Source organism: Mesorhizobium sp. WSM4813 (genome assembly GCF_055811555.1).
Map to the genome: position 1 here is coordinate 1 of NZ_JBVVQU010000038.1, position 23390 is coordinate 23390.

Genomic DNA, 23390 nt, shown 5'->3' on the forward strand with positions numbered 1-23390 from the left:
TCAAGGTGGATGTTGAATCACCGGAGAAGCTCGTCGTCACATCACAATCGATTCATCGATCACGGGACGTGCTCTAGTGCGCGCGCCATCAGGCATCGCTGCTCGCACACCCGACGGCGCTTCCTGAACGCTGCCACGTTAGCTTATGGGAATTCCAGTTGGTTCATATCGCCCACAGGGCAGCATGGCGTAGCGCGTCTGTCGCGCGTCAGCCATTGCGGAAGGCGTAACCGTACCCGTTGATCGCAGGCGCGCCGCCGAGATGCGCGTAGAGGATATTAGACCCCTCTGGAAAGAAGCCTCTCTTCACGAGGTCGATCATTCCATGCATTGATTTGCCCTCATAGACGGGATCGGTAATCATGCCCTCGAGCCGCGCGCACAGCCGGATTGCCTCCTTCGTTTCCTCGGATGGAATGCCATAGCGCGGGTACGCGTAGTCCTCGATTAATATGACGTCAGCCTCGATGAGTTCCGTTCCGAGCTCGACGAGCAGCGCTGTACGTTGTGCTATGCCAAGCACCTGCGCCTTTGTCTTGGCGGGAGTCGCAGAGGCATCGACACCGATCACCTTGCGCTGTCGACCGTCCGCGGCGAACCCGACGATCATGCCGGCATGCGTTGAACCGGTGACCGTGCAAACGACAATGTAGTCGAAGGCAAACCCAAGCTGTTTCTCTTGCGCACGCACCTCCTCGGCGAACCCCACATAACCAAGGCCGCCGTATTTGTGGACAGAGGCACCGGCAGGTATCCCATAGGGCCTGCCGCCCCTTGCCTTGACCTCATCAAGGGCTTTTTCCCAACTTTGGCGGATGCCGATGTCAAAGCCCTCGTCGACCAGGTGCACCTCTGCGCCCAAGATGCGGCTCAAGAGAATATTGCCGACCCGGTCGTAGACGGCATCGTCATGTGGAACCCAGCTCCCCTGAACCAGGAGGCATTTCATGCCGACCTTGGCGGCGACCGCTGCCACCATCCGGGTGTGGTTGGACTGCACGCCGCCGACGGTGACGAGCGTGTCCGCATCTGACGCGATCGCATCGGGGATGATGTATTCAAGCTTGCGCAGCTTGTTTCCGCCGAATGCGAGACCAGAGTTGCAGTCCTCGCGCTTGGCGTAGATTTCCACCTTGCCGCCCAGATGCTTGCCGAGCCGGTCGAGCTTCTCGACGGGGGTGGGTCCGAAGGTGAGCGGGTAGCGTGCGAACCGTTTCAGCATATTTTCTCCAGTGGTACGTGATTGCCCGGAAACTAGCGGTGCACGAGCGCTTCTAAGAGATGCGTTTGACTGTGAGCCGGCACGTTCGGATGTTTTCAAAAGAGGCCGCTGTTAATGCTATCCGGCGCCTCGTTCGCGGTCGAGACGAAGCACCCGGGCGCTGTTGTGGTCCGAACGATAGCTATGGAGCGAAACCTGCTTCGATGCCGGTCATCACCAGAACGCGGCCGCATCCGATTGTCGCACGCGATGATCACCTCGATAATGGTTGCCCCGAAGTTATAGGAACCTGTGCTTTATCTTGTCACGGCGCCTCAAGGAAGGAGCATTGCCATGCCGAGCATTAGATTGCGCTGGCGCACATCTGAAGATTCATTCCTCACCTCATCACTGTCTGATGACCGGAATTGAACTTTCTGGGAGCTAACGAAAAGCTCAGCCCTTTGCTCGCCGCGAACGCCGCTGGACCGCCAGATTAGAAATAGAAGGTTTGCAAAATAGGCCACCTGGAGAACCAGCCAAAAGACTAGCGTCGTGAAGACGGCCAGACGGATGGAATCCGACGCTAAGTAAACCGTCACAGCGTTGCCGCATAGGACCATCCCCAGGAGCCGACAAAAGATGATTAAGCGCAATGCCGTTCTCCTGATTTCTCTCGTCAATCATGCAGCTCAGGCCGAGATCTGGTCGGCCGCGACATGAGTCTGGCAGTTCTTTGGGCAGACACGGCCGCAGGCTCCGCAGCCAATGCATCGGCCAGCATGGTCCACCACCATAATCATGCGATTGAGCTCACCATCGAAGTCGTCGTCACCGCCGTCGCAGGCGCCGAGGATTTCACCCGCGTCATCTACGGCGTAAAGGTGCATGACCTCCCGCGAGCAGACCTTGAAACAGCGCCCGCAGCCGATGCAGATCTTGCCATCTATAGTCATCAGATATTCCGGCACCCATCTGGAGCCGTCGCGGGTGATGAATTCGCCCTTCATCGTAAAGTCTTCATTTTCGCGAGCTCTCTCCTGGCACCATGCAACTCCGCATAAACGGCGTGCGCTTTCTCGGCCACTTCCTCTATCTCAGTCCATTTCACCGGAAGACCCTCGGCAAGGTCGCGCAAGTTCGTCTTAGCAATTGCTGCGCGCAGTTGAAGCTTTCGGACCTTTTTCACCATCTGATCCAAGTTTGACATGATCCTTCCTTGAAAATCGGTCTTTTCACGCTCGCACGACATGGCAATAGGCATAGCTGCAGTCGCGTCATCGACCAGTTTGGTTCCGGAATCCGCAGTTCCGGAAAGTCTCGAGGCCCAAGCGGCGGACGCCTCGACAGAATGAGCAACTGCCTGCCCGCGAAAAGCACGCGCCCGAAGCCCAGAAACTTTCACCTTGCGGGCACTTCATCAGGCCTGAGCAAACCCTGCTGCGGTGAAAACGTAGAGCCTCCATCACGTCCCGATCCGGATCGCACATGATTGGATCTCACGCCGCAGTTCCTTGGTGACGGTAAAGCCGCCAGCAGCTCGGTCCCCGATTTAGCATCGGATAAGCCGCAGGAGGCATTGGTCAAACAGGGGCAAGACGCTCGCCGTCCTTGTTTACGGCAGGCCAGGCGCTGCGTGAGAGATTTCGTTTCCTCAATTCCAATCCTCGTCCGCAACCGAGGATTTCTGCTTTCGGGTACGCCGGGTTCGGGCACACCTGCGCAACCGCGGGCTGGCGTGGGGGGCCCCATTCCACGCAATTGACGTCTTCGTGGCCGATCTCGAACACTTCCTGGACTGTGTTGCCTTCCAAGACATGCCAAATTCGGCTCGAACTTCTCCTCCGCGCCGTATCCGCTTGTTGGTCACTAATGTCGGAGCCTTTACTTGCAGCAAACTATCCCCCCCTCTGCTGCCTGGGCATACTTCCTGCGGGCGCGCCGCCGCAGAAAACTGGGATTGAGGGTTCAATTCCAGGTGTGGTTCCTTTGTGATCTTTGCTCATCAGGCGGCTGCGCTTTGACTTTCCGGAGCCTTATTTTGCGGAATCACGCAAAGATCCGCGGAACAGGCGTTCTCACCCGTGTAGTTGGCCAAGGCTTGGAGCAAGGGGGTAAGGTAGTACTGTTTGATGTGGTCCGGCATTGGCTCCGGAAAATCGAGCGATTTCAGCGCGACGTCGATCAGCTCGATCGCGCGAACCTTGTTGCCACACTCGTAGTGGTACTGAGCGACCGGAACGTACCAAACGAATTTAAGGGGGCCGTCGCTTTGTGGGGAACTCAGTGCCAAGATCTGTTCAGACAGCTCCTTGCCCATTGCGAAGCGCTCAGTATGGGGAAGATGGGAGTTGTTCGTCGAGGGATCGAAGAGTTGTTTCAGGGCCATTACCATCCAGGACACGGCCTCAAACTTCTTGTCGATAGCGTCCTCGACCAATTGACGCATAGCTGGCAAGCCGGTCTCGATGTCGCGCAGCTTGTGAAGCAGAAGATCCGCCTGAGTATGCCGGAACCCGTAATTGTCTGGCACCAAGGCGAGGCCTCCTTCGACGGTAGAGAGAGCCGCCTTCCAATTCCCCGCCTGCAGCGCCGGCTGGAGCTTGGCGTACGTCGGTTCGGTCAGCGCCAGCTCGCGCGCAGTGCGTTGGTTCCTATCGATCCGCCCCTTATCGGCGGCTTTCGCTTCATCGCTGCTGCGCCAGCTGCCGTCCATAACTTTGGGTAAAACGTCATCGAGTTCCGCCGGGTGTCCGATGAATGCGATGCGGCCGTCGCGATCCACCAGGAACGAGGCAGGAATTCCGAGAGAAGAACTCGCCTTCATCCAAAGCCTGTTCATTTCGCCTGTGTAATCGAACGCGATCCGATAATTTAGATTGGGGAACCTCTGAATCAGCCAAGCATCCAAGCTCGTCCGCGTCTCCTCCGCGGTCGGGCCCTCTTCGCTAGCTGCGACTCCGACGACCTCAAATCCGCTGGTTTGAAATTTTTCCTGTAGCTGCATCAGACGGGGCATCGCCGCCACACAAGGTCCGCATCCAATCCGCAACACCATGTTATTCTCCAAAGCTTTTCCCACACCCTTGTTGGCGTCTATGAGCAATCTGGCTCTACCCTCAGGAACGGAACACACCTGAGCCCATCACTCGTGTTGCTTATTCTCATGCGGGTCAGCTCACCCACCATCGCCGCACCTCAACTAGCAAAGGCCGTGCCAGCACGCCTGGCGCGCGGCAAATGCTTTATTGGCTTCAAAAGTCCAACAGGACCAACACGGCGATTGTTTCGAACCCGACATGTTTTCAGCCGGCTGTAAGCTTTTGGACACGCATCACTCATGCGTCAGTCGCTTTAGGACAGCGAAGACGTTCGCTGTATTGCCGACGGTAAGATTGGCCTCGCCTAGTGGAGCAGGAGCACTTCGGCGCCCGGCTCGAAGAGCTGGTAACCCCACGACTGGCTCGCGCGTGCGAATGCCTGCCGGCCGGCTCATGGCTGACCTCTTCTCCTAGAGCCGGGTCATGAGGGGCCAGGCCATCGAGTTCGAGCTGCCGCGGGTGCTGCGTAAGCTGTTTGCCTAGACGTCACGCCGCATGCACGTCCCATATTTTTCGTGAGCGAGCTTGGGAAGGTTTCTGGTAGGTGGTACGCAGTTCAGGCATTCGCCTCTGCTCCCGCAGGAACGGTCAGCGCCCCGAGCCGGGTTCCGGGTTTCCTTGAACTAGTCCCAATCACTTGCTTCACCCGATCCAAACACGACACGCATCGCGACGGGCGGGAGCCCTTCACTCCACCGACCCATCCATGGGCGTCAAGACCACTGCGCAATTCGGAGTGAGCAACGTAACACGGCCTTTACCGCCGTAGCGCAAATGCACCCTCGCAGAATTATGCAGTGCGCCGGTTCAGTCACGAGACTTGGGAGAAGGCTTGGCCTTCGCTGCAGCGAAGCCAGAATCATTCCTTGGATGCCACCGCCAATGATCCGCCGTCGGCCGGTCATATCCCGCTGCCCATTTCTTCTGCTCCGGTGTCGGACCAGTTCTTTACAGAGGTAGGGCTGATGAAACTGGGATGCTCGGGGTTGGCGCACGGCGCGCGCCCCAGAAGGCTGTCGAGGATGCGACGCGCTCGCCAGGCCAGCAGGCTTAGATTCGGATCAGCCAGCCCACGCTGTCCTAGGCTCGCGTTTTGTACGAAGATGCGTTTGTCACGCGGTCCTTCCCAGCACACCGAAAAATCTTCGCGAATAGCCAATTCGTTGTCGATCTTTTCCAGCCGGTTCGCCATCGGTTCCAAGAAGCCTGGCACCGCGTTCTCGTAACCGGTGGCCAGGATGACGATGTCGGCCGTGACTTCTTCGACCTCCTCCATGCCGTGCTGCAGGGTGAGTCTGTGGCCCGCGCCGGCGTTGATGCAGTGCGAGACAGTGCAGCCCGGCCGCAGTGTGATATCGCATCGGTTTGGCTCTAGAAACGCGTGGCGGTATAGCGCCTGATAGATCGCGCGCAACATGCTTTCCGAAATGCCGTCCGAAGCAAGCACGAAGCGCCGCAGGAACAGCTTGCGCTGCGGCTCGCTCATTGCCGCGAAACGATCCGAAAAGCAGGGCATGAACAACTCGTTTGTGAACGGGCTGTTGTCGATGGGCAGGTAGTTTTCGCGCTGCGAGACCCAGGTTATCGAGACAGGCCGCCGTTCTTTTGGCAGACCAACAAGGTGCAACAGCACCTCGGCTCCGGACTGTCCCCCGCCGACCACGCAGACATGCTTTTTGTGCACCTCAGGATGAATGTGCAGCAATTCAGATGAGTGGAACAGATTGCGTCCAGTCCAGCCCTGAAACTGCGGCGGAATATGCGCCTGCTTGCCAATGCCGACCACGACGTTTCTGGCGGCGAGAACCGCCTTATCGGTGCGCACCCGAAACTCGCCGTCAAAGCGGATTTCGCGCACCGTCTCGCCGCCGCGGACAAGCGGGTTCCTGTAGAAGGCCCAGTTCAGGTATTGCTCGAACTCAGCTCTGAGCACGGCTTCGAACTGTGCATTCAGGAAGTGGTACAGACGCCCGTTCTCATGCAGGTAGTTCACGAAAGTGTAGGCTGATCGCGGGTTGACCAGCGTGACCAAATCCTTGAAGTGGCTGACCTGAAGCTCCGAGGAATCGAATGCGCTGCCTGGGTGCCAGCGGAAGTCGACTTGCCGATCCAAGAACAGTGCCCCTTGCCCAATTTGCTCGTGCATCTGGCACGCAAGGCTCAAATTAGACGGCCCAGCTCCCACTCCAATGCAAGAGAGCTCCACTTGTCTTGCTCCTCTAAGGTGCTTCCCAATTAGGCGATGTTGAAGGAATATCGGCTCTGGCCATCGGCTTCAGTCTCCATGCGGGCATTCTCGACTTCGGTGCCGCTGGATTTGCTAGATTTTGTCCCCGCTTTCGTATGGTCGGGTGTGAAGCCCATGGATCCCGTCCAAGTGATGAGATCGACACTCATGTCCACGACTTGTGAGCGTGGACGGGACCGACGTATCTGCGGTCGCGCAGATGATCGCGTATCAGTCAGCGAGATGCTTTCCAATCTTATTCCGTGTTTTAATCGGGCGAAGTCGCCCGCCTCCACCATGATGCGCCGACCTTTGACCGACTTGGCTGTCAGCGAGGGCGCGATCTCGCATGCGGCGACAGCATTTTTCCCTGAGCCTGCTCATATGAGGGCATCCGCTGATGTGTTCGGAAGATCCTCTGCATCAAACGTGCCAGAAGGAAAATTTCATGAAACAAGGGTTAGCGGGTTTGTGATCCTGTCGGGTATCCGACAATGAGGGGAAACCTTGCGCCGGTGGCCGATTTGCCGCGTCGCCGTCCTCTTGCCAGGAGCCGGTAGCTAATAGGGCAGCTCCGCATCGGAATTTTCTCTTAGGACGGCCAGCAACGCAGGTTCATGTACTGTGGCGCGGAAAAAGGCTCTCGCCACTTCTCGCGGCGGGAATCTGAAAAGGCGCCTTCGGAAGCCGGGGGTCCCAGGAGGTCTCTCGCTCTTGCGGAAGATGGAGGCGAGATCCGGATTTTTGAGACGCAGAATCCAGCTAAAGACGGTCACACAGCTATGTCGAGGCCGTGTGCCCCATCCTGCAGCACCACGAGCCTGACGGTGCTCGCGACCAGTGAGACGCATTCGTCCGCAGCTTTGTCGAGGCTGCCTCCAGGCGGGTCGGGAAGGAGATATTCTGGGAAGGCGAAGGTGTTGACGAGTTGGGCCGCGAACGCAGGAATAACCAAGCGCTGATCTAAATAGACAAACGTTGTTTCGGGCCAATCGAGGTTGACTGCTGATCGGTGATGCCTCCAAGGCGGCCATCAAGCTCGATTGGAGGCCGACGACTACTTTCGATGAGCTCGCCTCGTAAATGATCGAGGCCGACTCCCGCGCGTACGGGATCACGCTCGCGTGACGCGAAAAACGCAATGATTTCGCCGGGCATTTGCAGTCCAAAGCAGCATTCGCCGGCCCGCCTCTCTCAGGCGGTCGGCCGGCACCCAGTCAGCACCCGGTCGTTTGGATCGGCAAATTCACACATCCTACAGAGCAGAAAACCATCCGCCCCGTTCATGCGATCGACGATTTCGCAAAAAACTGGGCTTTTAAAGAGATCGCCGTATTCGTCGCATAGAAGGTTGCCCAGTACGTGACGCCGCTCAAAATCCATGGAGCAGAGAGTAACCTCGCCGTTTGGAAGGAGAACATTCCGATACTGTCGTTCGTCCACGCATATCAGCGGTCCGACGACTGGCTGCCGTGGTTCTACAATCTTGGGATTTACGCTTCCACCCCTGCTGCTCACCGGTCGCGCGCGAACTAGGGCTTCGGCAGGGATAATGTCGGCGATATCGGGATGGGGCTCGCCCAAAACTACGAATCGAATTGATGGGATGTCGGCGTCGACGAGTTGACCAACCAAATCGCGATACTTGTCTCCGACAAGGCGGCTATTCATGTGGGCGCCATCATCAAAAACATGAACCACGAATACCCCCAACCGCAGCGCCTGCAAGCGTTGTAGATCCCGCCCCTTCATTCCCACAAGCGTCGTAAAAATCCTGATGCCGTGGCCTTTGGCGGAAGCGTGCTCGACCCTTTCGGTGCAATCCGGATTGAGCCATGGCTCAGAATACCCGGCAAAACTAATGTCGACGGAGGTTGGTACGCGCGCCAGACAGCGCTTGAAATCTCCAAGACTAAGATGCTTCGTATCAGATACTTTTCTTTGCCGGTCAGCGAACTTGTCCTGCGGACAATATGAACATCCCACGATGCATCCTGTGGTCGTCGTTATCTCCAAAACTCTGCCGGCTGGGATAGCAGAGCGCAGTTCCGGTAAAATCATTTGTTATGACTCCCACTCGTCTGGCCATTCATAACGTCCAGCATGGTGTCTTTGGCTCATGATACCGACGGTCAAGACGTTCCGAATGAACCCAGCCATCTCCGCCTGGGCAGCAGTCAACGGCCGGCTTCCTCAATCTGCCGAGCGAACTATGAACGAACTTTGGGCACATCGGCGCGGCAGGGCGGCGCAACCGCAATGTCGCGCGTCAGCCATTGCCAAAGGTGTAGCCGTGACCGTTGAGCGGGCGCGCCGCCGAGATGGCGTAGCAGACCATCAATCGTCTCGCGCATTCTCATGCGGTCAGCCCCCACTCAATATTGCCGCATCTCCAGCAAAGGCCGTGCCAGCGCGCTTAACCGCAGCAACTGCATGAGTAGGCTTCGAGAACCTCTCGCCCAAGGCGGCCGGTGTTTGGACCAGACATGTTTTTTTGTCGCTGTCAGCTGATGGACTGGATCACTCATCGTCAGACGCTTTAGGACAGACTTGGCTGTCTCCCCTGCGGTAATGTTGGCGTCGGCTCATCATCTAGCATCATTTCGGCGCCGGCTGTGTGCGCGGAAGATCTACACGACCTGACCGCCGCGTGCAGCGATTGCCTGCCGGCTCATAGCTGATCTTTTCTCCTGAAGCCGGCGTGAGGCCCGGCCGTCGAGTGCGTGCTGCCGGATGCTGCGTATGCTGTTTCGCTAGACGGCGGATACCGCGTCACCTCCATATTTTCGCGACAAAGGTTTGGTGGCGTCGCAGGCCTTCCTGCTACATCACCGCAGTGCTCGGGAATTCGTATCTGATCCGCGTGAGGCGAAGACCTTCTCTCTCTACTGGCTCGCCGAGGCCGTCTGTCCTGCGGGGCCTCGAACGATTTCTCATTTGGCATGGCGCATGCGCATCGATCCGCAAACCCCGTCATAAGGAGAAATCGGAGCTGGCCGCCACTCCACCTCCTCCTATCACGAGGGCAGACGGAAAGCAGCGCCTTCAAATGAGGAACAAAATCACTTTACCTCGAATCTTGCGTCTCGACCACAACCGTAGCCATGGAACCGCGTCCGACCATCGCCAATGATCGCGCCCCAATGCAATTGCCCGGCGCAAAATGGCTACGCGCGATTACGCCATGCATCCCTTACGAGGCTACGACAGCACCTCGGAGAGCCTCGCCGCCATCATGCAGACCGATCTAAGCCCACTTGATCCAGCACAAGGAATTTCAAACCATGCACCAAGATACCGTCCGTGGGAGAGCTTTCGCTATGCCCCTGACCAGCCCGGCCTACCCGGCCGGCCCATATCGCTTCCGAAATCGGGAGTATCTGATCATCACCTATCGCACCGATCCGCAGAAACTGCGCGACCTCGTGCCGGAGCCGCTTCAGGTGCGCGAAGCTCTCGTGAAATTCGAGTTCATTCGCATGCCGGACTCGACCGGCTTCGGCGACTACACGGAAAGCGGGCAAGTCATCCCGGTCACGTTCCGCGGACGCAAGGGCAGCTACACCCATTGCATGTTTCTCAACGACCATCCGCCGATTGCCGGCGGGCGCGAGCTGTGGGGCTTTCCCAAGAAGCTCGCAAGTCCGACTCTTCGGACCGAAACCGACACTCTGGTGGGCACGCTCGACTACGGCCCGGTCCGCGTCGCGACTGGTACCATGGGCTACAAGCACCGAGCCGCCGACCTCGCGAGCGTAAAGGCCTCGCTCGCCGAACCGAACTTCCTCGTCAAAATCATTCCGCATGTCGACGGCACGCCGCGCATCTGTGAGCTCGTGGAATATCACTTGGAGGACGTCGAGCTCAGAGGGGCGTGGACTGGTCCGGCAGCCCTGAACCTTTGGTCCCACGCCCTGGCCCCAGTCGCCGAGCTGCCGGTGCTGGAAGTCGTTTCGGCGGTTCACATCGTCGCCGATCTCACGCTCGCGCTCGGGAAGGTCGTCCACGACTACCTCGCGGAAGCCGAGCCTCACTATCGGAAAGGAAGAATCCATGAACTTGCAGAATGAGATCTTATCGAAGCACGCCGACGGAGCCGCGGGCCGGCTCCTCAACAAGGTCGCAGTGATCACCGGAGCCGCGAGCGGCATCGGCAAGGAGATTGCGCTCATGTTCGCTCGCGAGGGCGCAAGAGTGGTCATTGCGGATCTTGATCACAGCGCGGCGCAAAAGGCCGCGTCCGAGATCGATCCGATGGGCAAACGTGCGCTCGGGGTTGGCATGGATGACAGCAACGAGGAGCAGGTGGAAAGCGGCTGACGCAGGACGGCCAACGCCCCAGGTGGCGCTGGCCGTTACCGGGGAGGTGAGCCACGGACACCTGGAGCGGCGGACGGCACGTGTCGTGCGTGCGCCAGGACTTGGCCGCAAGCACGGCTTTGCCGGCCTCGCGGCCATCGGCGAAGTCAAGCGCACGCGTGTGATCGACCGCAAACGGCAGGAAGAGCGCTGCCTCTATGTGCTCTCGCCGATGTCCGCCAACGACCTGCTCGCCGTCGTGCGCCGTCATTGGGGCTGTCGAGAATGGCCTGCGCTGGCAGCTCGACATGATCTTCCGCGAGGACGACTACCGGACCAGAAAGGATCACGGCCCCGAAAACCTCGCTCTGCTTCGGCGCTTCTGCCTCAATACCTTTCGAGCCGACAGCAAAAAGGACACCATGCGCGGCAAAATGATGCGTGCAGGCTGGAACGATGCTTATCTCTACTCATGACTCAAGTGCGATAGCCCTGGCCGCAAGGGGGGAGATTGGCCGTCATCGCTGCTTTCGCCAATCTCCAAGGCTAGAAGTTTGGAGCCGCCAGTGAAGCTGCCATCTCCCCCCGGGGGAGATGGCCGGCAGGACAGAGGGGGCTGTCCCGCCAGCGTTAGATCACATTCAATTCCCTGAACGCCCGCCCTTCGGCGACACGGCTGTACCCGAACGCCGAGCAGTCCACCGTGTGATAACCGCCATGCACGATCAGCTCGGCCAGCGCCTTGCCGACCGCCGGCGCCTGCTGCAGGCCGTGGCCGGAAAAACCGTTGGCTAAAAGGAAATTCCTGACCTGCGGATGCGGGCCGATCACCGCGTTCTGGTCGAGCGTGTTGTAGTCGTAGTGGCCGGCCCAGGCGCGCGTCGGCTTGATCGCCTCGAAGGCGGGAATGCGGGTCGCCAGCACCGGCCAGATCACCTCTTCGAACAGCGGCCAGTCGGGCTCGAAATCGTTGGGGTCGGCGGGGCCGTCGCCGTCTTCCGGCTCGGCCCCGCCGGTGATGTAGACCGAGCCTTCCGGCCGGACATAGATGCCCGAGGGATCGACCAGCAGCGGCATATCGTCATATTTCTCGCGCGCCTCGAAGATGAAGACATTGCGCTTGCGCGGTTCCACCGGCAGCACCAGTCCGGCCATTGCCGAGACTTTTCCGGCATTCGGCCCGGCGGCGTTGACGACGATACCGGCGTCGAGCCTTTCGCCATTGTCGAGGCCGACGCCGGTGACACGGTCGCCCTGCCGCTCGATGCCGATCACATCGGCGGAGATGAAATCGATCTTTTTCTCGCGCAGCGCCTTGCGGAACAGCATCAGCATGGCATGCGCGTCGAACCAGCCCTCGCCGCTGCGGCCATAGGCGCCGGCGGTGATGCCCTCGGCCGACAGCCATGCAAACCGGCGGACGAGCGCCTCCGCATCCTCAAGCACGATGTCGGCGCCCTCGGCCAACTGCGTCTGGTGGTTGGCCTCAAGGATCGGCAACCCGTTCTCGCCGGCAAGGATGAGGTAGCCGCCTTCGCGAAAACCGATATCGGCGTCGGCCCCGAATTCTTCCGTAAGCCGCCGGAACAGTTTCAGCGTGAACTGCGACAGGCGGATGTTTTCGGGAATCGAAAACTGCAGGCGGATCGAAGCGCAGGACAGCGTCGTCGCCGCATGGGCGAACTGCGGGTCGCGCTCGACCAGCGCGATCGAGCCCGAAAACCCTTCCTCGCGCAGATAATAGGCGATCGAGGAGCCGACGATGGCTCCGCCGATGATGACGATGTCGTAGCGCACTTTCTTTTCGCCTTTCCGGTTAGAACCGCCCGTGTCGATCATGCAGCCGGCAGGATGATCTCGAAGCGCGTGCCGCGCTCGGAGTCAACCAGGCGAATCGTGCCATCATGCGCTTTCAGCAGGGCCAGAACGATGCCGAGGCCCATTCCGGTGCCGCCTGAATCGCGGCGCGTGGTGAAGAATGGCTCGAAGATGCGCGCCCGGTTGCTGGGCGAAATGCCGGCTGCCATCGTCGCTCACCAGGACAATGGCCTTGCCGTCCGCGGTCGCGACTGCGAGGAAGGCAAAAGCCTGTCCTCGTTGGGCTCAAGGTCGGCGACATCGACAGCGGGCGCCAAACCCACGCCAAGGGCGAGAAGGACGCGTGTGATGCTGTCGCGCAGCTTTTCCGGATGTTACGGCGGCTTCTAGCGGCCGCCTCCACCACAGGATTTGGCTTTTTCAAACGGGCGCGGCTCGTTCTTCGAGGGGCTAGCATGGGATGACATCTCACAAATGCGTTCGAAAACTCCCATGCATGAAGCGTGCCGGAAAAGAAGTCTGCCCAAGCAATGAGTTCTCGAATTCCAGCTCGTCCGGAACCGGACATTGTCGGATAACCGACGATGCGGGCAGATGGATGCTCGCGGCAGTAACCCTTCCACACCGCAGGCCGGGCAGGGTCAGGTCTGGCATCCACGGGCTGGCCCTTCGCGGCAGCATGGTAGGCCAGATAGTTTCACTGCGTCGAAATACAGTCGGCCACGTGTTTGGCATCATGTCAGACGCCCCAGAAGAAGCTGGACCCTCTTTGCGACTGCCAAGGTGAACCCAGGAAATTGAGCCGGGCTCGCTCGAGACGCCACGGTGGTGCCTTGGCCGGCCCTTCTCGTCGAAGGCGTCGACCTTCAGCCAGCTGTAATCGACAGCAAACCTGTCGCCCAGACGATCGCCGCTATCCCGGCCTCGGCCAGGTCGAGCTCGCGGATCGGATTGGTCACGCATTCCGGATCCTAGTCGATGCGACGGTCCGCGGGCTCTTCCGAGAGGTCGAGACGGTTGCGAGCGACATAGGCGTCGGCTTCATCCAGCAGCGACATCAAGCTTGCGTCGCCGCGGGCAATGCCGGGTCTCGGGGTCTCGGCGTCCCACTTGCTGAGGGCGCTCAGCCACCATTAGAAGTCGCGCCCGCAATAGGCCCGCGGCGGGCGATCGTGACGGGGATCTGGAAAGGTCCGGTCGCGGCGATGATGCTGTTGGCTTCGATCACGCCGTCCGGCGTCTCGACGCGGAATCCGGGCCGCCCGACATTTCTTTGCCCGAGCTTGACCTCCACGCCGCAGCGGATCGCGCATTGATTTGCTTTGCATAAGCGACAAAATAGTCGGCGACCTCCTCCTTTGGAGGCAAAGTCATCGGGACCGGTCCCCGGAAACTCCATGTCCGGGAACCGGTCATGCCAGGCCCGGCCATTGGCAACGAGGGAGGTCCCACCGCTCCAAGCGCCCAGCGTTCGGCAATCCGGCCGCGTTCAAGAATTAGATGAGGCACCCCCGCACTTGCTCAGGTGCTCGCTCATAGCCACTCCCCCTTGGCCGCCGCCAACGACAAGCGTGTCCACCTTAGAGACGTCGACACGGCCGCACAGCAGCTGGCGCACACACGACCGCGAATTGATCCTATCCCGATCCCGCCTCTCTCACCCCCGCCTCCTCTTCGGGCTAAAGCTTGAGTTTGATGACCGGCTCCATCACTGCGAAGACCGCGTCGTCAGGTAGGTGGCACTTGATATTATGGCTACCGGGCAGCTTTCGGATCGGCGGAACCTCGCGCTCACAAATTGCTCTGGGAACGAGATGCTTGCGCGGACAGCGCGTCTGGAAGGGGCAGCCGCCTCGGCGGATCCATCGCCGAGGAAATGTCGCTTTCGAGCACAATGTGTTTCTAGACGACACAGGTGTCGGCGATCGGGATGGCCGATAAAAGTGCATCGGTATGGGGGTGGTAGAGCGGCGACAATATCTGGTCTGTGGTGCCCTGCTCGACGATGTGGCCGAGATACGTGACCACCCCACGGTCGGCGGTTTGGCATCTCGAATGTTCAGATGATTGGCCACCCAGTGGGGCCGCCGCAGTGCCATGCGCACTGCTCGGCGGAAAGGCGAAATGCACGTGGGAACATTCATCGTGCAAATGAGAGCATAATGGCAATCGATTAGAGCGATGACTCGACGAGCGATATATGGAGGCGCTTCGTCGCGTGGTGGGCTGCATCTGTGAGAATTGAAATCAAAAAACTCATCGTACAGCTGAAACGGTTTCTTAGCGGTCAACCAGCTTCCGAAGCCTTCGGCAACGAGCGTCACGATGTTAGCTTAGGTTCTAGTGGCATCGACCGGATCGCCGATTGCGGAGGCGACGACCAATCTTTGACCCGGGAAAGCGATCACGGATCCTGCGGCGAGAAGGCATGGGACGAACTCTACGGTGACAATGGCCGCGACGAACCGCGCATTTTCGGGAGGGACAATGACAAGCTCTGCGGATCCGGCGCAGATGTTCTCTACGCTGGAAGCAGCAAGGATTATCTGACCGCGAGCGTTGACTCACGGCTCCAGGATCGGATGAGCGGCTTCGACCCAAGGTTCGGGTGGAAGGCGCACATCATCGTTCTCGTCGATATCGAACTAGATACCTTCATCTTTCATACGGTGGGGTTCTACAGAGACGGTTTTGGCCCGAACTCCGTCGACAACGCCGGCGTAGTGTCCGGCTATCCGGCGAGTTGGTGTTACAACGGCAAGCCACGTAGGGCCTTTGCCTCGGGCGCGCCGGATAGCGGCGCACCACTGCGCACCCCAACCATCCCGGCCGTGTCCGGAGACCAGACGCGTTTGCCCTCCGGCGAGATCATTATCTTTCCCTTTAAACGACCGTGATTCCGAAGCGTGACAATCGGTCTCGACCATTAGACGAGCTCATCAAAAGTCGTCTTTGGCTTCCAACCGTGCTTGGTGGCCGCCTTAGCAGGCCTCGCCAATCGGCAGGTCCACCTCGGCCGGGACTGAAATAGCCGCTTCTATCCGGATCAGCGCCTGGTTACGCCTGTGTTCGCGGCCTACCTCGTCAATGCCTTCCCCTTCCAGACGATCTCCCTCCCGACACGCCTGAAGGCAGCCTCGACAAAGGACGGAAAGCGTCTCGCGTTCGCGAGCACAATCGTCAGGCTCGTGTCCGCAGGATTGCGCCAGGAAAGCGAGCGATTAAATTGCGTGGTGTACCCTGGGCATCAGAATTGGGAGGACTCCGTTCCACCTTCCGCCTTGCGCATGACCGGAGAGATTTCCGGTGGGCGTCGCCTCCTGAGCAAAGCTTTTTCATGTTCGTTACTTTCCGTAAACTCGATTGTTTCGATGGAGCGCATCTACGGTATGAATCCACGCATCACCGTAGAGCTTCGAACAGCATCGGTGCGGCACCGGAACCGTCATCGAGCCAAAAACAGCGGCAATGTCGGCTTTTCAAAAATCCATTTGGTCACACCGCCAAACAGCCGCTCACGCAGCCGACGGCTGCCATAAGCGCCCATGACTATCATGTCGGCGGACGTGTCGATTGCGTGCTGCGCAAGCACCGTGGCCGCCGGTTTGCCGGCACTTGGCAACAGGTCAACCGACACCCGAGCACCGTGCCGAGTGAGATAGGCAGCGATGTCGGCTCCAGGCTCCGCGCCGTTCCCGTTATAGTTCACCTTCGGATCGACCAGGGCAACACGAACTTCCTCAGCAGCGCATAAGACACCCAGCGCTTCCCGAACCGCACGGGACGCCTCGACTCGCGAATCCCAACCGACCAGGACGCGCCGTGGCCACAAGGTCGCCTCAGTGCCCTTCGGCACAACGAGCACCGGCCTTCCCGTATCGAACAAGCAGCCGTTGACAACAGGAGGTCCGAGATTCTCGTCATTGAGGAGACACGGTCCGATGATCGTGAGGTCGGCGCAGAGCGCCCGCTGTCGTGCCACTTCGCCCAAGCTTGCCGGATCGCAATAGTCGGTGTCAACGTCATAGGCGAGCGACATAGCTCTCAGCAGTCTCTGGATATCTTTTGGAGCGTCTTTCCATTCTGGCCACGTCCTGTGTAAATCGATCGATTTGTCGAAACCGGTCATTCAATCTGGCAATTGCCTGTCCACGTCCTCCAGGCCACTCGGGGACACCATCTCCGATCGACGGATACGACATAAGGAGCATCGGAGGCGGTATAACCAGTACGGAAAGGTGCGCGCCGACTTCGGCACATAAGCCGGCGGCAGTTCTGACGTCCTGATCGGAATTGTCAGCGCCGGTCGCACAGAGTACGCTTTTAAAAGCCATTTGCCTGCTTCTCCTGAGTATTCGTTTAGGGCGTTTCAGGCCGCAGGACCGGCTCACCGCGCGCGGGAGGGGAGTGGCACCACACCCAGCACTTAATTCAGTCGTCCGGCTTCTCGAGCGAATAGCCAGCCGACCTGACGGTGCGAATGACGCTGCCGGGCGAAGCCGTTTTCAGGGCTTTTCTGATGCGACTGATATGCACATCGACGGTGCGTGCACCGACATGGATGTTGGGCGGCCAGGCCGCGCCGATAAGTTCGTCCCGGCTGAAGACCTTCCCGGGAGCTTCAATCATAAGCCGCAGCACGTTGAACTCGATGGGTCCGAGGTGGATATCGTGGCCGTTACCGCGAACCCGGTGGGCGTCGAGCTTTATCTCGAGGCCGCCACAGGAGAGCCAACCGCCACTTTCAAGACCATTTGCAGCCCGCTTGGTCAGCGCCAGCCTCGCGCGTAGACAGTCGAGCAGCTTGGCCGGGGCGATCGGCCGCACAAAGCTCTCGTCAATGCCAGCCTTCAGGAGATCGAGGTGCTGGTTCGCCGCGCCCGGCGCGATCAGGGCAATGATGGGCAGGTCGGCGGTCCGCGGCTCCCCCTTGAGCCGGGCGCAGATTGCAGACCCGGTTATGCTCGCTGGCCCGCAGTCCAGCACCACAGCTTTGAAGTCCCGCTGGTCGGCCAATGCAAATGCATCCTTCACGCAGCCTGCCGGCTCACTGGCGAAGCCGTCCGCCTCCAGAACGTGGCTATACATCAGATAGAACTCCGCATCGTCCGAACAGATCAGCACCAGCGGCTTCATCGGCACTACCCCAAGAGCCCCATCGGCCCGGACCGGGTCGGCGGCGTAAGGTGGCCATCGACGCCTGCTTCCATCACGCGCGTGCTACCTCGGGATAGGTTTCGATGGCTGCGATTGCGTCGCCGACCAGTTTCGTGCCGGCCTCGGCGAGCTTGCGGAGGGTCTCGAAGCCGAACCGATGCACGTCGCGCAGGGTCTTGGACAGAACGACCAGACGCCCGGCGGTGAAAAGCACGCGCCCGAAGCCCTCATGGCTCATTTCGATCATCGGCGATGCCATCAGGCCGGAGCGCTCTTCGATCGCAAGGGCGACGGCAGTGTAAAACTTGTCGAGCCTCCACAGCACGTCCGGATCGGGATCGCCGATTATTGGAATCGTACGGCGCTGTTCCTTGCTGACGATGAAGTCGGCCAGCAACTCGGCGTCCGCTTTGCCGTCCCATGACCCGTGGGAATCTTGAGCACGGATCAACCGCACGAGGCATTTGACGAACGGGCTGGCAAGGGCCGCCTCGTCCTCGTTGACAGCAGGGCTAACCGCGACTTCAAACATTTCGCTCTTCCTCGTTTCAGTCCTCGTCCTCGAAGGACGGTTTCTCTCCGGCGACACCAGCTTCGGCCAGCACCTTGCGCAGCCAGGGCGGAGGACATGTCCTCAGCATCGTCTGCGTGCGCAACAGCACCTCTTGGATGGGTTGTGGCTGCGGCACCTTGATTGGATGGATTTTTGCCGAGACAAGCTTGGCTGCCGAAGGTCCGCCGATCGCCAGACAAAACAGGAGGTGGCAGCCCTTCAGCGCTTCCACCTTCGGTGCGATGCGGTCATCCCCCTCGGTCCGATGTTTCCCCCTTTCGTCGGAGACGTCGTCGAAGGCAAGAGCTTCCAGGAGGTTCCATTCCTCGCGCGTCACATCGTAGATGACAAAGCGCTTGGCGGACCCGAAATGTGCATTGAGCTCCTTCAAGTCCTGGGTTGCGATTGCCACGCGCAAAGCGCCTGCTTGTCGTTCACGCATCGGACCTTGAACCTCGTCAGTGACGACTGAGAGGCGACGAACGGGGCCCACCTGGCGTTTCCCGCTTGCGGAATGGATCAAGTTCCTCAGGCGTCGGCGCATGCCGGTCGGCTTGGAACATGTTGGCAACCTCGAAAACCAGATCACGGGTCCCTTGATAGAGGATTGAGAGCTTGTGCTGGCTGCCGAGCCGGTCGAACACGGGGAAGCCGACGCGCATGAGCGGAATGCCAAGGCGCTGCGACGCCTGGCGTCCATGTGAATGGGTGACCAGAAGATCAGCGCCGCCGGCAAGCGTTTCCAAATCGCCGAGATCGCCGATCTGAATCGACTCCGCCGGTACCTTTTCCAGAATTTCCGACATATCGGTCGTCGTGACCGCCGCCGCGATTTTGGAGCCCATGCCCGTGAAGAAGGTTGCGAATTGATAGAGTTGGTCTGGTTCAGCAGCGATAGCAATTTTCTTGCCTCCGAAATGGAAATGTCCGTCGAGCAGCGCATCCTGCAATTGCGCCCGCCGGCGGCGCACACTGGCCGGCACAGACTCTCCAGAAATCGTGGACAGCAGGGAAACAAACTGATCGGCGTCCTTCAATCCGGTCAGTGACTCGAACAGCACGTAAGGGACGCCGGTCACCTTGTGCAGCACCTCGGCCGGCCGGCGCATATGCTCGCCGATGGCGATGCAGTGCTCGGCCGCGCCGAGCTCGCGGATGTCCTCGACGCTCGTACCGCCATAGGTGGTCGGGACCCAGTGGTCTGGTACAGTACCGTCAAGCGAGCCTGAGAGGTCCGGCAAAATCACCGGGTGCAGCCCAAAGCTTTCAACCATCTCGCGCAAATGCTCGATGTCAGCCACAGTGAGGTTCCAGCCGGGCAGGATTGCGATCTTCTTTGACTGGCGCGCCCGCTCGCCAGGCCGCGTAATGCCTTCGATCATCGCGGTGACAGCCTTGGCCCAGCCCTCTTCGAGGGCGCCGCTGAAATCCGGCGTGTTGGCCAGCACGATCTCAGTACCCGCGAGTTCTTCCGCCCGTTTCAGCCTGATGTCGGCGATGTCGCCTGCGGAATCTTCGCCACGGGTTTCCACCAGCGCCGTCGTGCAGACCCCGATCAGCTTTGGCTTCGTGCGAGTCTTAAGATTGAGGATCGCCTCTTCCAGATTGTCCGACCCGCCGAGGATGGTTGTCACTTCATCCATGGCGGTGGTCTGTAGGGGGATCGTTTCCTTGAAATGCCGCACGAAGAGCACGAGCGCGAAGCTGGTGCAGCCCTGGCTGCCGTGGAACAGCGGCACTGCGCCGTCGATCCCTAGAAAGGCCAAGGCGGCACCCAGCGGCTGAGATGATTCCAGTGGGTTAACCGAGGCTGACTTGGTCTGGGAAAGGATGCGGGTCATCGGATTTCCTCAACACCAGCCGAAATAGTCCGCGTCGTGCCGGCGAATTCCTGGACAGCGCGCATGGTCGCCGTGTCATTCTTGGTGCTCGGCAATTCGTCCTTCCCATGGGGCTGGCACTCCCACGGGGCCCGCTCGCGCACCTGGCACCAGATCGGGTTGTGAATGGCGAGGTCGATCTGGCGTACGAGTTCCACCATGCCGTCGTAACCGGCGTAAGGGTGTTGGCGCTCCTGGTTGATGTCGAGCCAGGGCGTCTTGGCCTTGAGCGCGACGAATTGCGTGCGCCCACCCGACAGCATGATATCGGCCTTGCCTTCTGAGAGCATGGCGTAAAGGTCGCGCGCTGCCATCTGCTCGAACATGTGGTTGTCGTCCTTTAGGATCTGTTTGATGCGCTCCTTGTCTTCGACCGTGGATTTCTTGACCGAGGTGCCCACGATCTCCATGCCGATCTCCATCAGCGCATGGACGACCGACCAGGACTTCACACCACCCGTGTTGAGCAGCACGCGCTTGCCTTGCAGCCCCCGCCGGTAGGCCTCGAGCTTCTCCCATGCAATCGCCTCCTGCTCAGCGATCAGCGTCTCTGTGCGGTCGAGGATCTCCCGATCTGCACCCTTCCGCACCAGCAGCTCAGCAATTTTGCGGAGGGCTTCCGAGGTGTCCGAGATCCCGTAGAAGGAGCCCTCGAAGAAAGGGATGTCCCAGCGCTCGTCCATCTTGCGGGCTAGATTGATGAGGGCCGTCGAGCAGACCACCATAGCCGCCCGGGCGCGATGCGCGGAAGCAATGTCGAGATAGCGCGCGTCGCCCGGAATGCAGGCGCGTACCCTGATCCCGAGCCGATCAAGGAGCGGCTTTATCAGCCAGAATTCGCCGGAAAGGTTGAATTCACCAAGGATGTTGATGTCGTACGGCCCGGCGTCGTCGGGTTCCACCGTGCCGATGACATGGTCGAGCAACGCCTCGGCGGCGAGCTTGTTGCCGAGGTTCTTGGAGCCGGCCAGTCCGGGCGCATTGATCGGGACTACGGCCAAGCCGAATTTTTCGGCGGCGCGTTTGCAGACGGCCCCGATATCGTCGCCGATGAGTGCCGTCACGCAGGTCGAATAGACAAAGACTGCGGGCGGCGCATACGCTTCCTTGATTTCGCGGATCGCCTTGAAGAGCTTCCGCTCGCCCTGCCCCATCACCACCTCGAGTTCGGTAAGGTCGGTGGTGAAGCTTGTGCGCCATAAGCTGGGCCCAGAGGAAGCTGCACCGCGGTTGTCCCAGGAATTGCCCTCGCAGGCGAGCGGCGCATGGACCAAATGCGCAACGTCAGTGATCGGCTGCAGGACGATCTTGGCCCCGTCAAAGGCGCAACCGCCCGCTGCCGCTCCTGGCGTCAGCGGGCTTGTGCAGCCCTGCTTGCGTGCCTTGGCATCCTTGCCGCGGTTCTTGTCGCAGGCGGGCTCGTCGAAAACGTCCTTGATTTTGGCACTGAGCGAGGTCATCGCGTCAGTCCCCAAAGCCAATTCGGCAACGAACCGCCTGTGCGAAAAGCCGGCCGTGTGTTCTAGCGGGTGAGGTCATATGAATAGTCCGTCACGCCCGTCTGGCTCGTCTCGCGATCGAGCTTGTCGAAGATCTTGTCGAGGATCGTCGTCAGCACGCGTAACCCGCCCTGGTAGCCCATGAGCGCAAAGCGATGGTGGTGGTGCCGGTCGAAGATCGGAAACGTCAGCCTGATCAGCGGCGTGCCGGTGTCGCGCTCCAGATACTTGCCATAGGAATTGCCGATCAGCAGGTCCACTGGCTCGGTGAAGAGCAGCGACCGCATAGCCCAAAGGTCTTTGCCCGCCCAGACCTGAGCGTCCTTGCCGAAGGGCGAGGATGCAAGCAGTTCCTTCAACTCGGCTTCCCACGCCGAGGTGCCGTTGGTGGCGAGGCAATGTGTCGGCTCGCCGCCCGTTTCCATGACGAAGCGGGCCATGGCGTACACGAAGTCCGGGTCGCCGTAGATCGCGTATTTCTTGCCGTGCAGCCAGGACTGGCTGTCCGCCATGGCATCAATCAGTCGGCCGCGCTCCAGCCGGATTGCCTCGGGGATTTCCTTCCCGGAAAGCGCCGAGATCTTCATCAGGAATTCGTCAGTCGCCTGGACGCCGAGCGGATAATGGAACGAAGCCGTGGCCTGCCCAACTTGCCCGCAGTAGTCGAGGGTTTTTCGGGTGTTGTAGTGCTGCAGTGAAACCGTCGCCTCGGCGTCGAGTGCCCCCTTCACCTCTTCGATCTTCGTGCCGCCGTCATACATCCGGTATTCCCCGTCCGATGGGGTGTCGAACTGGTCAGACGCGTCCTGGATGAAGGTGTAGGACACACCCATCACATCGAGCAGACGTTTGATTTCCCGGTTGTTGCCAACGCAGAAGCCGTCGAAGCCCGGAATGACGTTGATGGTTCCCTTGGCTTCCGTGCGCTCCTGGCCTTTCCAGAAGTGCTCCAGAATGCCCTTCAGCATGCCATCATAGCCGTCGACATGGCTACCGACGAAGGCGGGCGTGTGGGCAAAGGGCACGTCAAAGTCGCGCGGGACCGAATTTTCGTCTTTGGCGTTCTCGATGAAACTGTGCAGGTCGTCGCCAATGACCTCCGCCATACAGGTCGTCGAAACTGCGATCATCTTCGGGTCGTAAAGCTGGTAGGTGTTGGCGAGCCCGTCGACCAGGTTCTTCAGGCCGCCGAATACTGCCGCGTCCTCGGTCATCGAGGAGGAAACCGCCGAAGCAGGCTCCTTGAAATGGCGTGACAGGTGCGAGCGGTAATAGGCCACGCAGCCCTGGCTGCCGTGGACGAAGGACATGGTCCGCTCGAAGCCCGCGGCCGCGAACACCGCACCGAGCGGCTGGCAGGCCTTGGCGGGATTTATCACAAGCGCTTCCCGGGCGAGGTTCTTTTCGCGGTATTCCCAGGTCTTGGTAAATTCGCCTTGATCGGTAACGATCTGATCCGGGTGCGGACATTCGAAATTCAGCTTCTTCTCGGCGAGCATTTGCCTGTATTCCGGCTCGCGGAACAGGGGAGCGTGGTCGAGAATCTTTTCGGCCGACTGCGGCATTGGTATTCCTCTGTTTAATCTGGCCGCGCCATTCGGCAGCTCAGTACGTCAAGACGTTTCCGGTTTCCCGGGGCTCACAAGCCCGCGGGG

19 protein-coding genes and 3 pseudogenes are annotated in these 23390 nt (G+C 59.8%); 4 read left to right on the top strand and 18 right to left on the bottom strand.

The features are described from left to right. Positions 1-208: 208 nt before the first annotated feature. The 7 genes from AC0L25_RS21205 to AC0L25_RS21235 form a co-directional block, all read right to left on the bottom strand. A complete protein-coding gene (locus tag AC0L25_RS21205; RefSeq protein WP_473597349.1) occupies positions 209-1222 on the bottom strand; it encodes a 1-aminocyclopropane-1-carboxylate deaminase in 1014 nt (337 codons plus the stop codon). Between the two features lie 671 nt (positions 1223-1893). Then, a complete protein-coding gene (gene fdxB / locus AC0L25_RS21210) occupies positions 1894-2211 on the bottom strand; it encodes a ferredoxin III, nif-specific (protein ID WP_473480560.1) in 318 nt (105 codons plus the stop codon). Continuing rightward, entirely contained in the window at positions 2208-2606 is a 399-nt protein-coding gene (locus AC0L25_RS21215) for a CCE_0567 family metalloprotein (RefSeq protein WP_473480562.1), read from the bottom strand. The genes fdxB and AC0L25_RS21215 overlap by 4 nt, the downstream gene beginning before the upstream one ends. 600 nt (positions 2607-3206) lie before the next feature. Then, positions 3207-4259, bottom strand: coding sequence for a TlpA disulfide reductase family protein (locus AC0L25_RS21220; protein WP_473597310.1), 1053 nt, complete (start codon positions 4257-4259; stop codon positions 3207-3209). A 944-nt stretch (positions 4260-5203) separates the two neighbouring features. Further along, on the bottom strand, positions 5204-6448 hold the full coding sequence (locus AC0L25_RS21225) for a lysine N(6)-hydroxylase/L-ornithine N(5)-oxygenase family protein (protein WP_473597311.1): 1245 nt from the start codon (positions 6446-6448) through the stop codon (positions 5204-5206). 89 nt (positions 6449-6537) lie between these two features. After that, the gene (locus AC0L25_RS21230) at positions 6538-6699 is read right to left on the bottom strand and encodes a hypothetical protein (protein ID WP_473597312.1); all 162 of its coding nucleotides are present in this window, start codon (positions 6697-6699) and stop codon (positions 6538-6540) included. Positions 6700-7723: 1024 nt separating this feature from the next. Beyond that, positions 7724-8590 (bottom strand): radical SAM/SPASM domain-containing protein, encoded by an 867-nt coding sequence (locus tag AC0L25_RS21235; protein ID WP_473597313.1) that lies wholly within the window; start codon positions 8588-8590, stop codon positions 7724-7726. 1223 nt (positions 8591-9813) lie between these two features. Between AC0L25_RS21235 and AC0L25_RS21240 the strand changes: the two genes are divergently transcribed. From AC0L25_RS21240 to AC0L25_RS21250, 3 genes are all read left to right on the top strand, one after another. After that, complete coding sequence (locus AC0L25_RS21240) at positions 9814-10599, top strand: acetoacetate decarboxylase (RefSeq protein WP_473597314.1); 786 nt, start codon at positions 9814-9816, stop codon at positions 10597-10599. Then, positions 10583-10849, top strand: a complete 267-nt coding sequence (locus AC0L25_RS21245) for an SDR family NAD(P)-dependent oxidoreductase (RefSeq protein WP_473597315.1) — start codon at positions 10583-10585, stop codon at positions 10847-10849. The genes AC0L25_RS21240 and AC0L25_RS21245 overlap by 17 nt, the downstream gene beginning before the upstream one ends. Before the next feature lie 287 nt (positions 10850-11136). Next, positions 11137-11304 (top strand): transposase, encoded by a 168-nt coding sequence (locus AC0L25_RS21250; protein WP_473597316.1) that lies wholly within the window; start codon positions 11137-11139, stop codon positions 11302-11304. A 154-nt stretch (positions 11305-11458) separates the two neighbouring features. Here the strand turns inward: AC0L25_RS21250 and AC0L25_RS21255 are convergent, their stop codons facing one another. The 4 genes and pseudogenes from AC0L25_RS21255 to AC0L25_RS21270 all read right to left on the bottom strand — a co-directional run. Then, positions 11459-12625, bottom strand: a complete 1167-nt coding sequence (locus AC0L25_RS21255; protein ID WP_473597317.1) for an NAD(P)/FAD-dependent oxidoreductase — start codon at positions 12623-12625, stop codon at positions 11459-11461. A 38-nt stretch (positions 12626-12663) separates the two neighbouring features. Continuing rightward, positions 12664-12895: pseudogene (locus AC0L25_RS21260) on the bottom strand (ATP-binding protein); the annotation flags it as partial. A 493-nt stretch (positions 12896-13388) separates the two neighbouring features. Continuing rightward, positions 13389-14183 (bottom strand): annotated as a pseudogene (locus AC0L25_RS21265) (NAD(P)/FAD-dependent oxidoreductase); the annotation flags it as partial. A 142-nt stretch (positions 14184-14325) separates the two neighbouring features. Continuing rightward, a pseudogene (locus AC0L25_RS21270) lies at positions 14326-14686 on the bottom strand (oligopeptide/dipeptide ABC transporter ATP-binding protein); the annotation flags it as partial. A 194-nt stretch (positions 14687-14880) separates the two neighbouring features. Between AC0L25_RS21270 and AC0L25_RS21275 the strand changes: the two are divergent. Continuing rightward, positions 14881-15543 (top strand): hypothetical protein, encoded by a 663-nt coding sequence (locus AC0L25_RS21275; RefSeq protein WP_473597318.1) that lies wholly within the window; start codon positions 14881-14883, stop codon positions 15541-15543. A gap of 548 nt (positions 15544-16091) precedes the next feature. Here the strand turns inward: AC0L25_RS21275 and AC0L25_RS21280 are convergent. The 7 genes from AC0L25_RS21280 to nifK all read right to left on the bottom strand — a co-directional run bounded on the left by AC0L25_RS21280 (position 16092) and on the right by nifK (position 23300). After that, positions 16092-16775, bottom strand: coding sequence for a universal stress protein (locus AC0L25_RS21280; RefSeq protein ID WP_473597319.1), 684 nt, complete (start codon positions 16773-16775; stop codon positions 16092-16094). Between the two features lie 302 nt (positions 16776-17077). Further along, a complete protein-coding gene (locus AC0L25_RS21285) occupies positions 17078-17782 on the bottom strand; it encodes a response regulator transcription factor (protein WP_473597320.1) in 705 nt (234 codons plus the stop codon). 73 nt (positions 17783-17855) lie between these two features. Beyond that, complete coding sequence (locus AC0L25_RS21290) at positions 17856-18335, bottom strand: NifX-associated nitrogen fixation protein (RefSeq protein WP_473511887.1); 480 nt, start codon at positions 18333-18335, stop codon at positions 17856-17858. Between the two features lie 16 nt (positions 18336-18351). Further along, positions 18352-18849: a nitrogen fixation protein NifX gene (gene nifX / locus AC0L25_RS21295; RefSeq protein WP_473597321.1), complete on the bottom strand. Its 498-nt coding sequence runs from the start codon at positions 18847-18849 to the stop codon at positions 18352-18354. After that, positions 18815-20197, bottom strand: coding sequence for a nitrogenase iron-molybdenum cofactor biosynthesis protein NifN (nifN, locus tag AC0L25_RS21300; RefSeq protein WP_473597322.1), 1383 nt, complete (start codon positions 20195-20197; stop codon positions 18815-18817). The genes nifX and nifN overlap by 35 nt, the downstream gene beginning before the upstream one ends. After that, positions 20194-21696, bottom strand: coding sequence for a nitrogenase iron-molybdenum cofactor biosynthesis protein NifE (gene nifE, locus AC0L25_RS21305; RefSeq protein ID WP_473597323.1), 1503 nt, complete (start codon positions 21694-21696; stop codon positions 20194-20196). The genes nifN and nifE overlap by 4 nt, the downstream gene beginning before the upstream one ends. A gap of 62 nt (positions 21697-21758) precedes the next feature. Beyond that, positions 21759-23300 (bottom strand): nitrogenase molybdenum-iron protein subunit beta, encoded by a 1542-nt coding sequence (gene nifK / locus AC0L25_RS21310; protein WP_473597324.1) that lies wholly within the window; start codon positions 23298-23300, stop codon positions 21759-21761. Positions 23301-23390 lie beyond the last annotated feature (90 nt).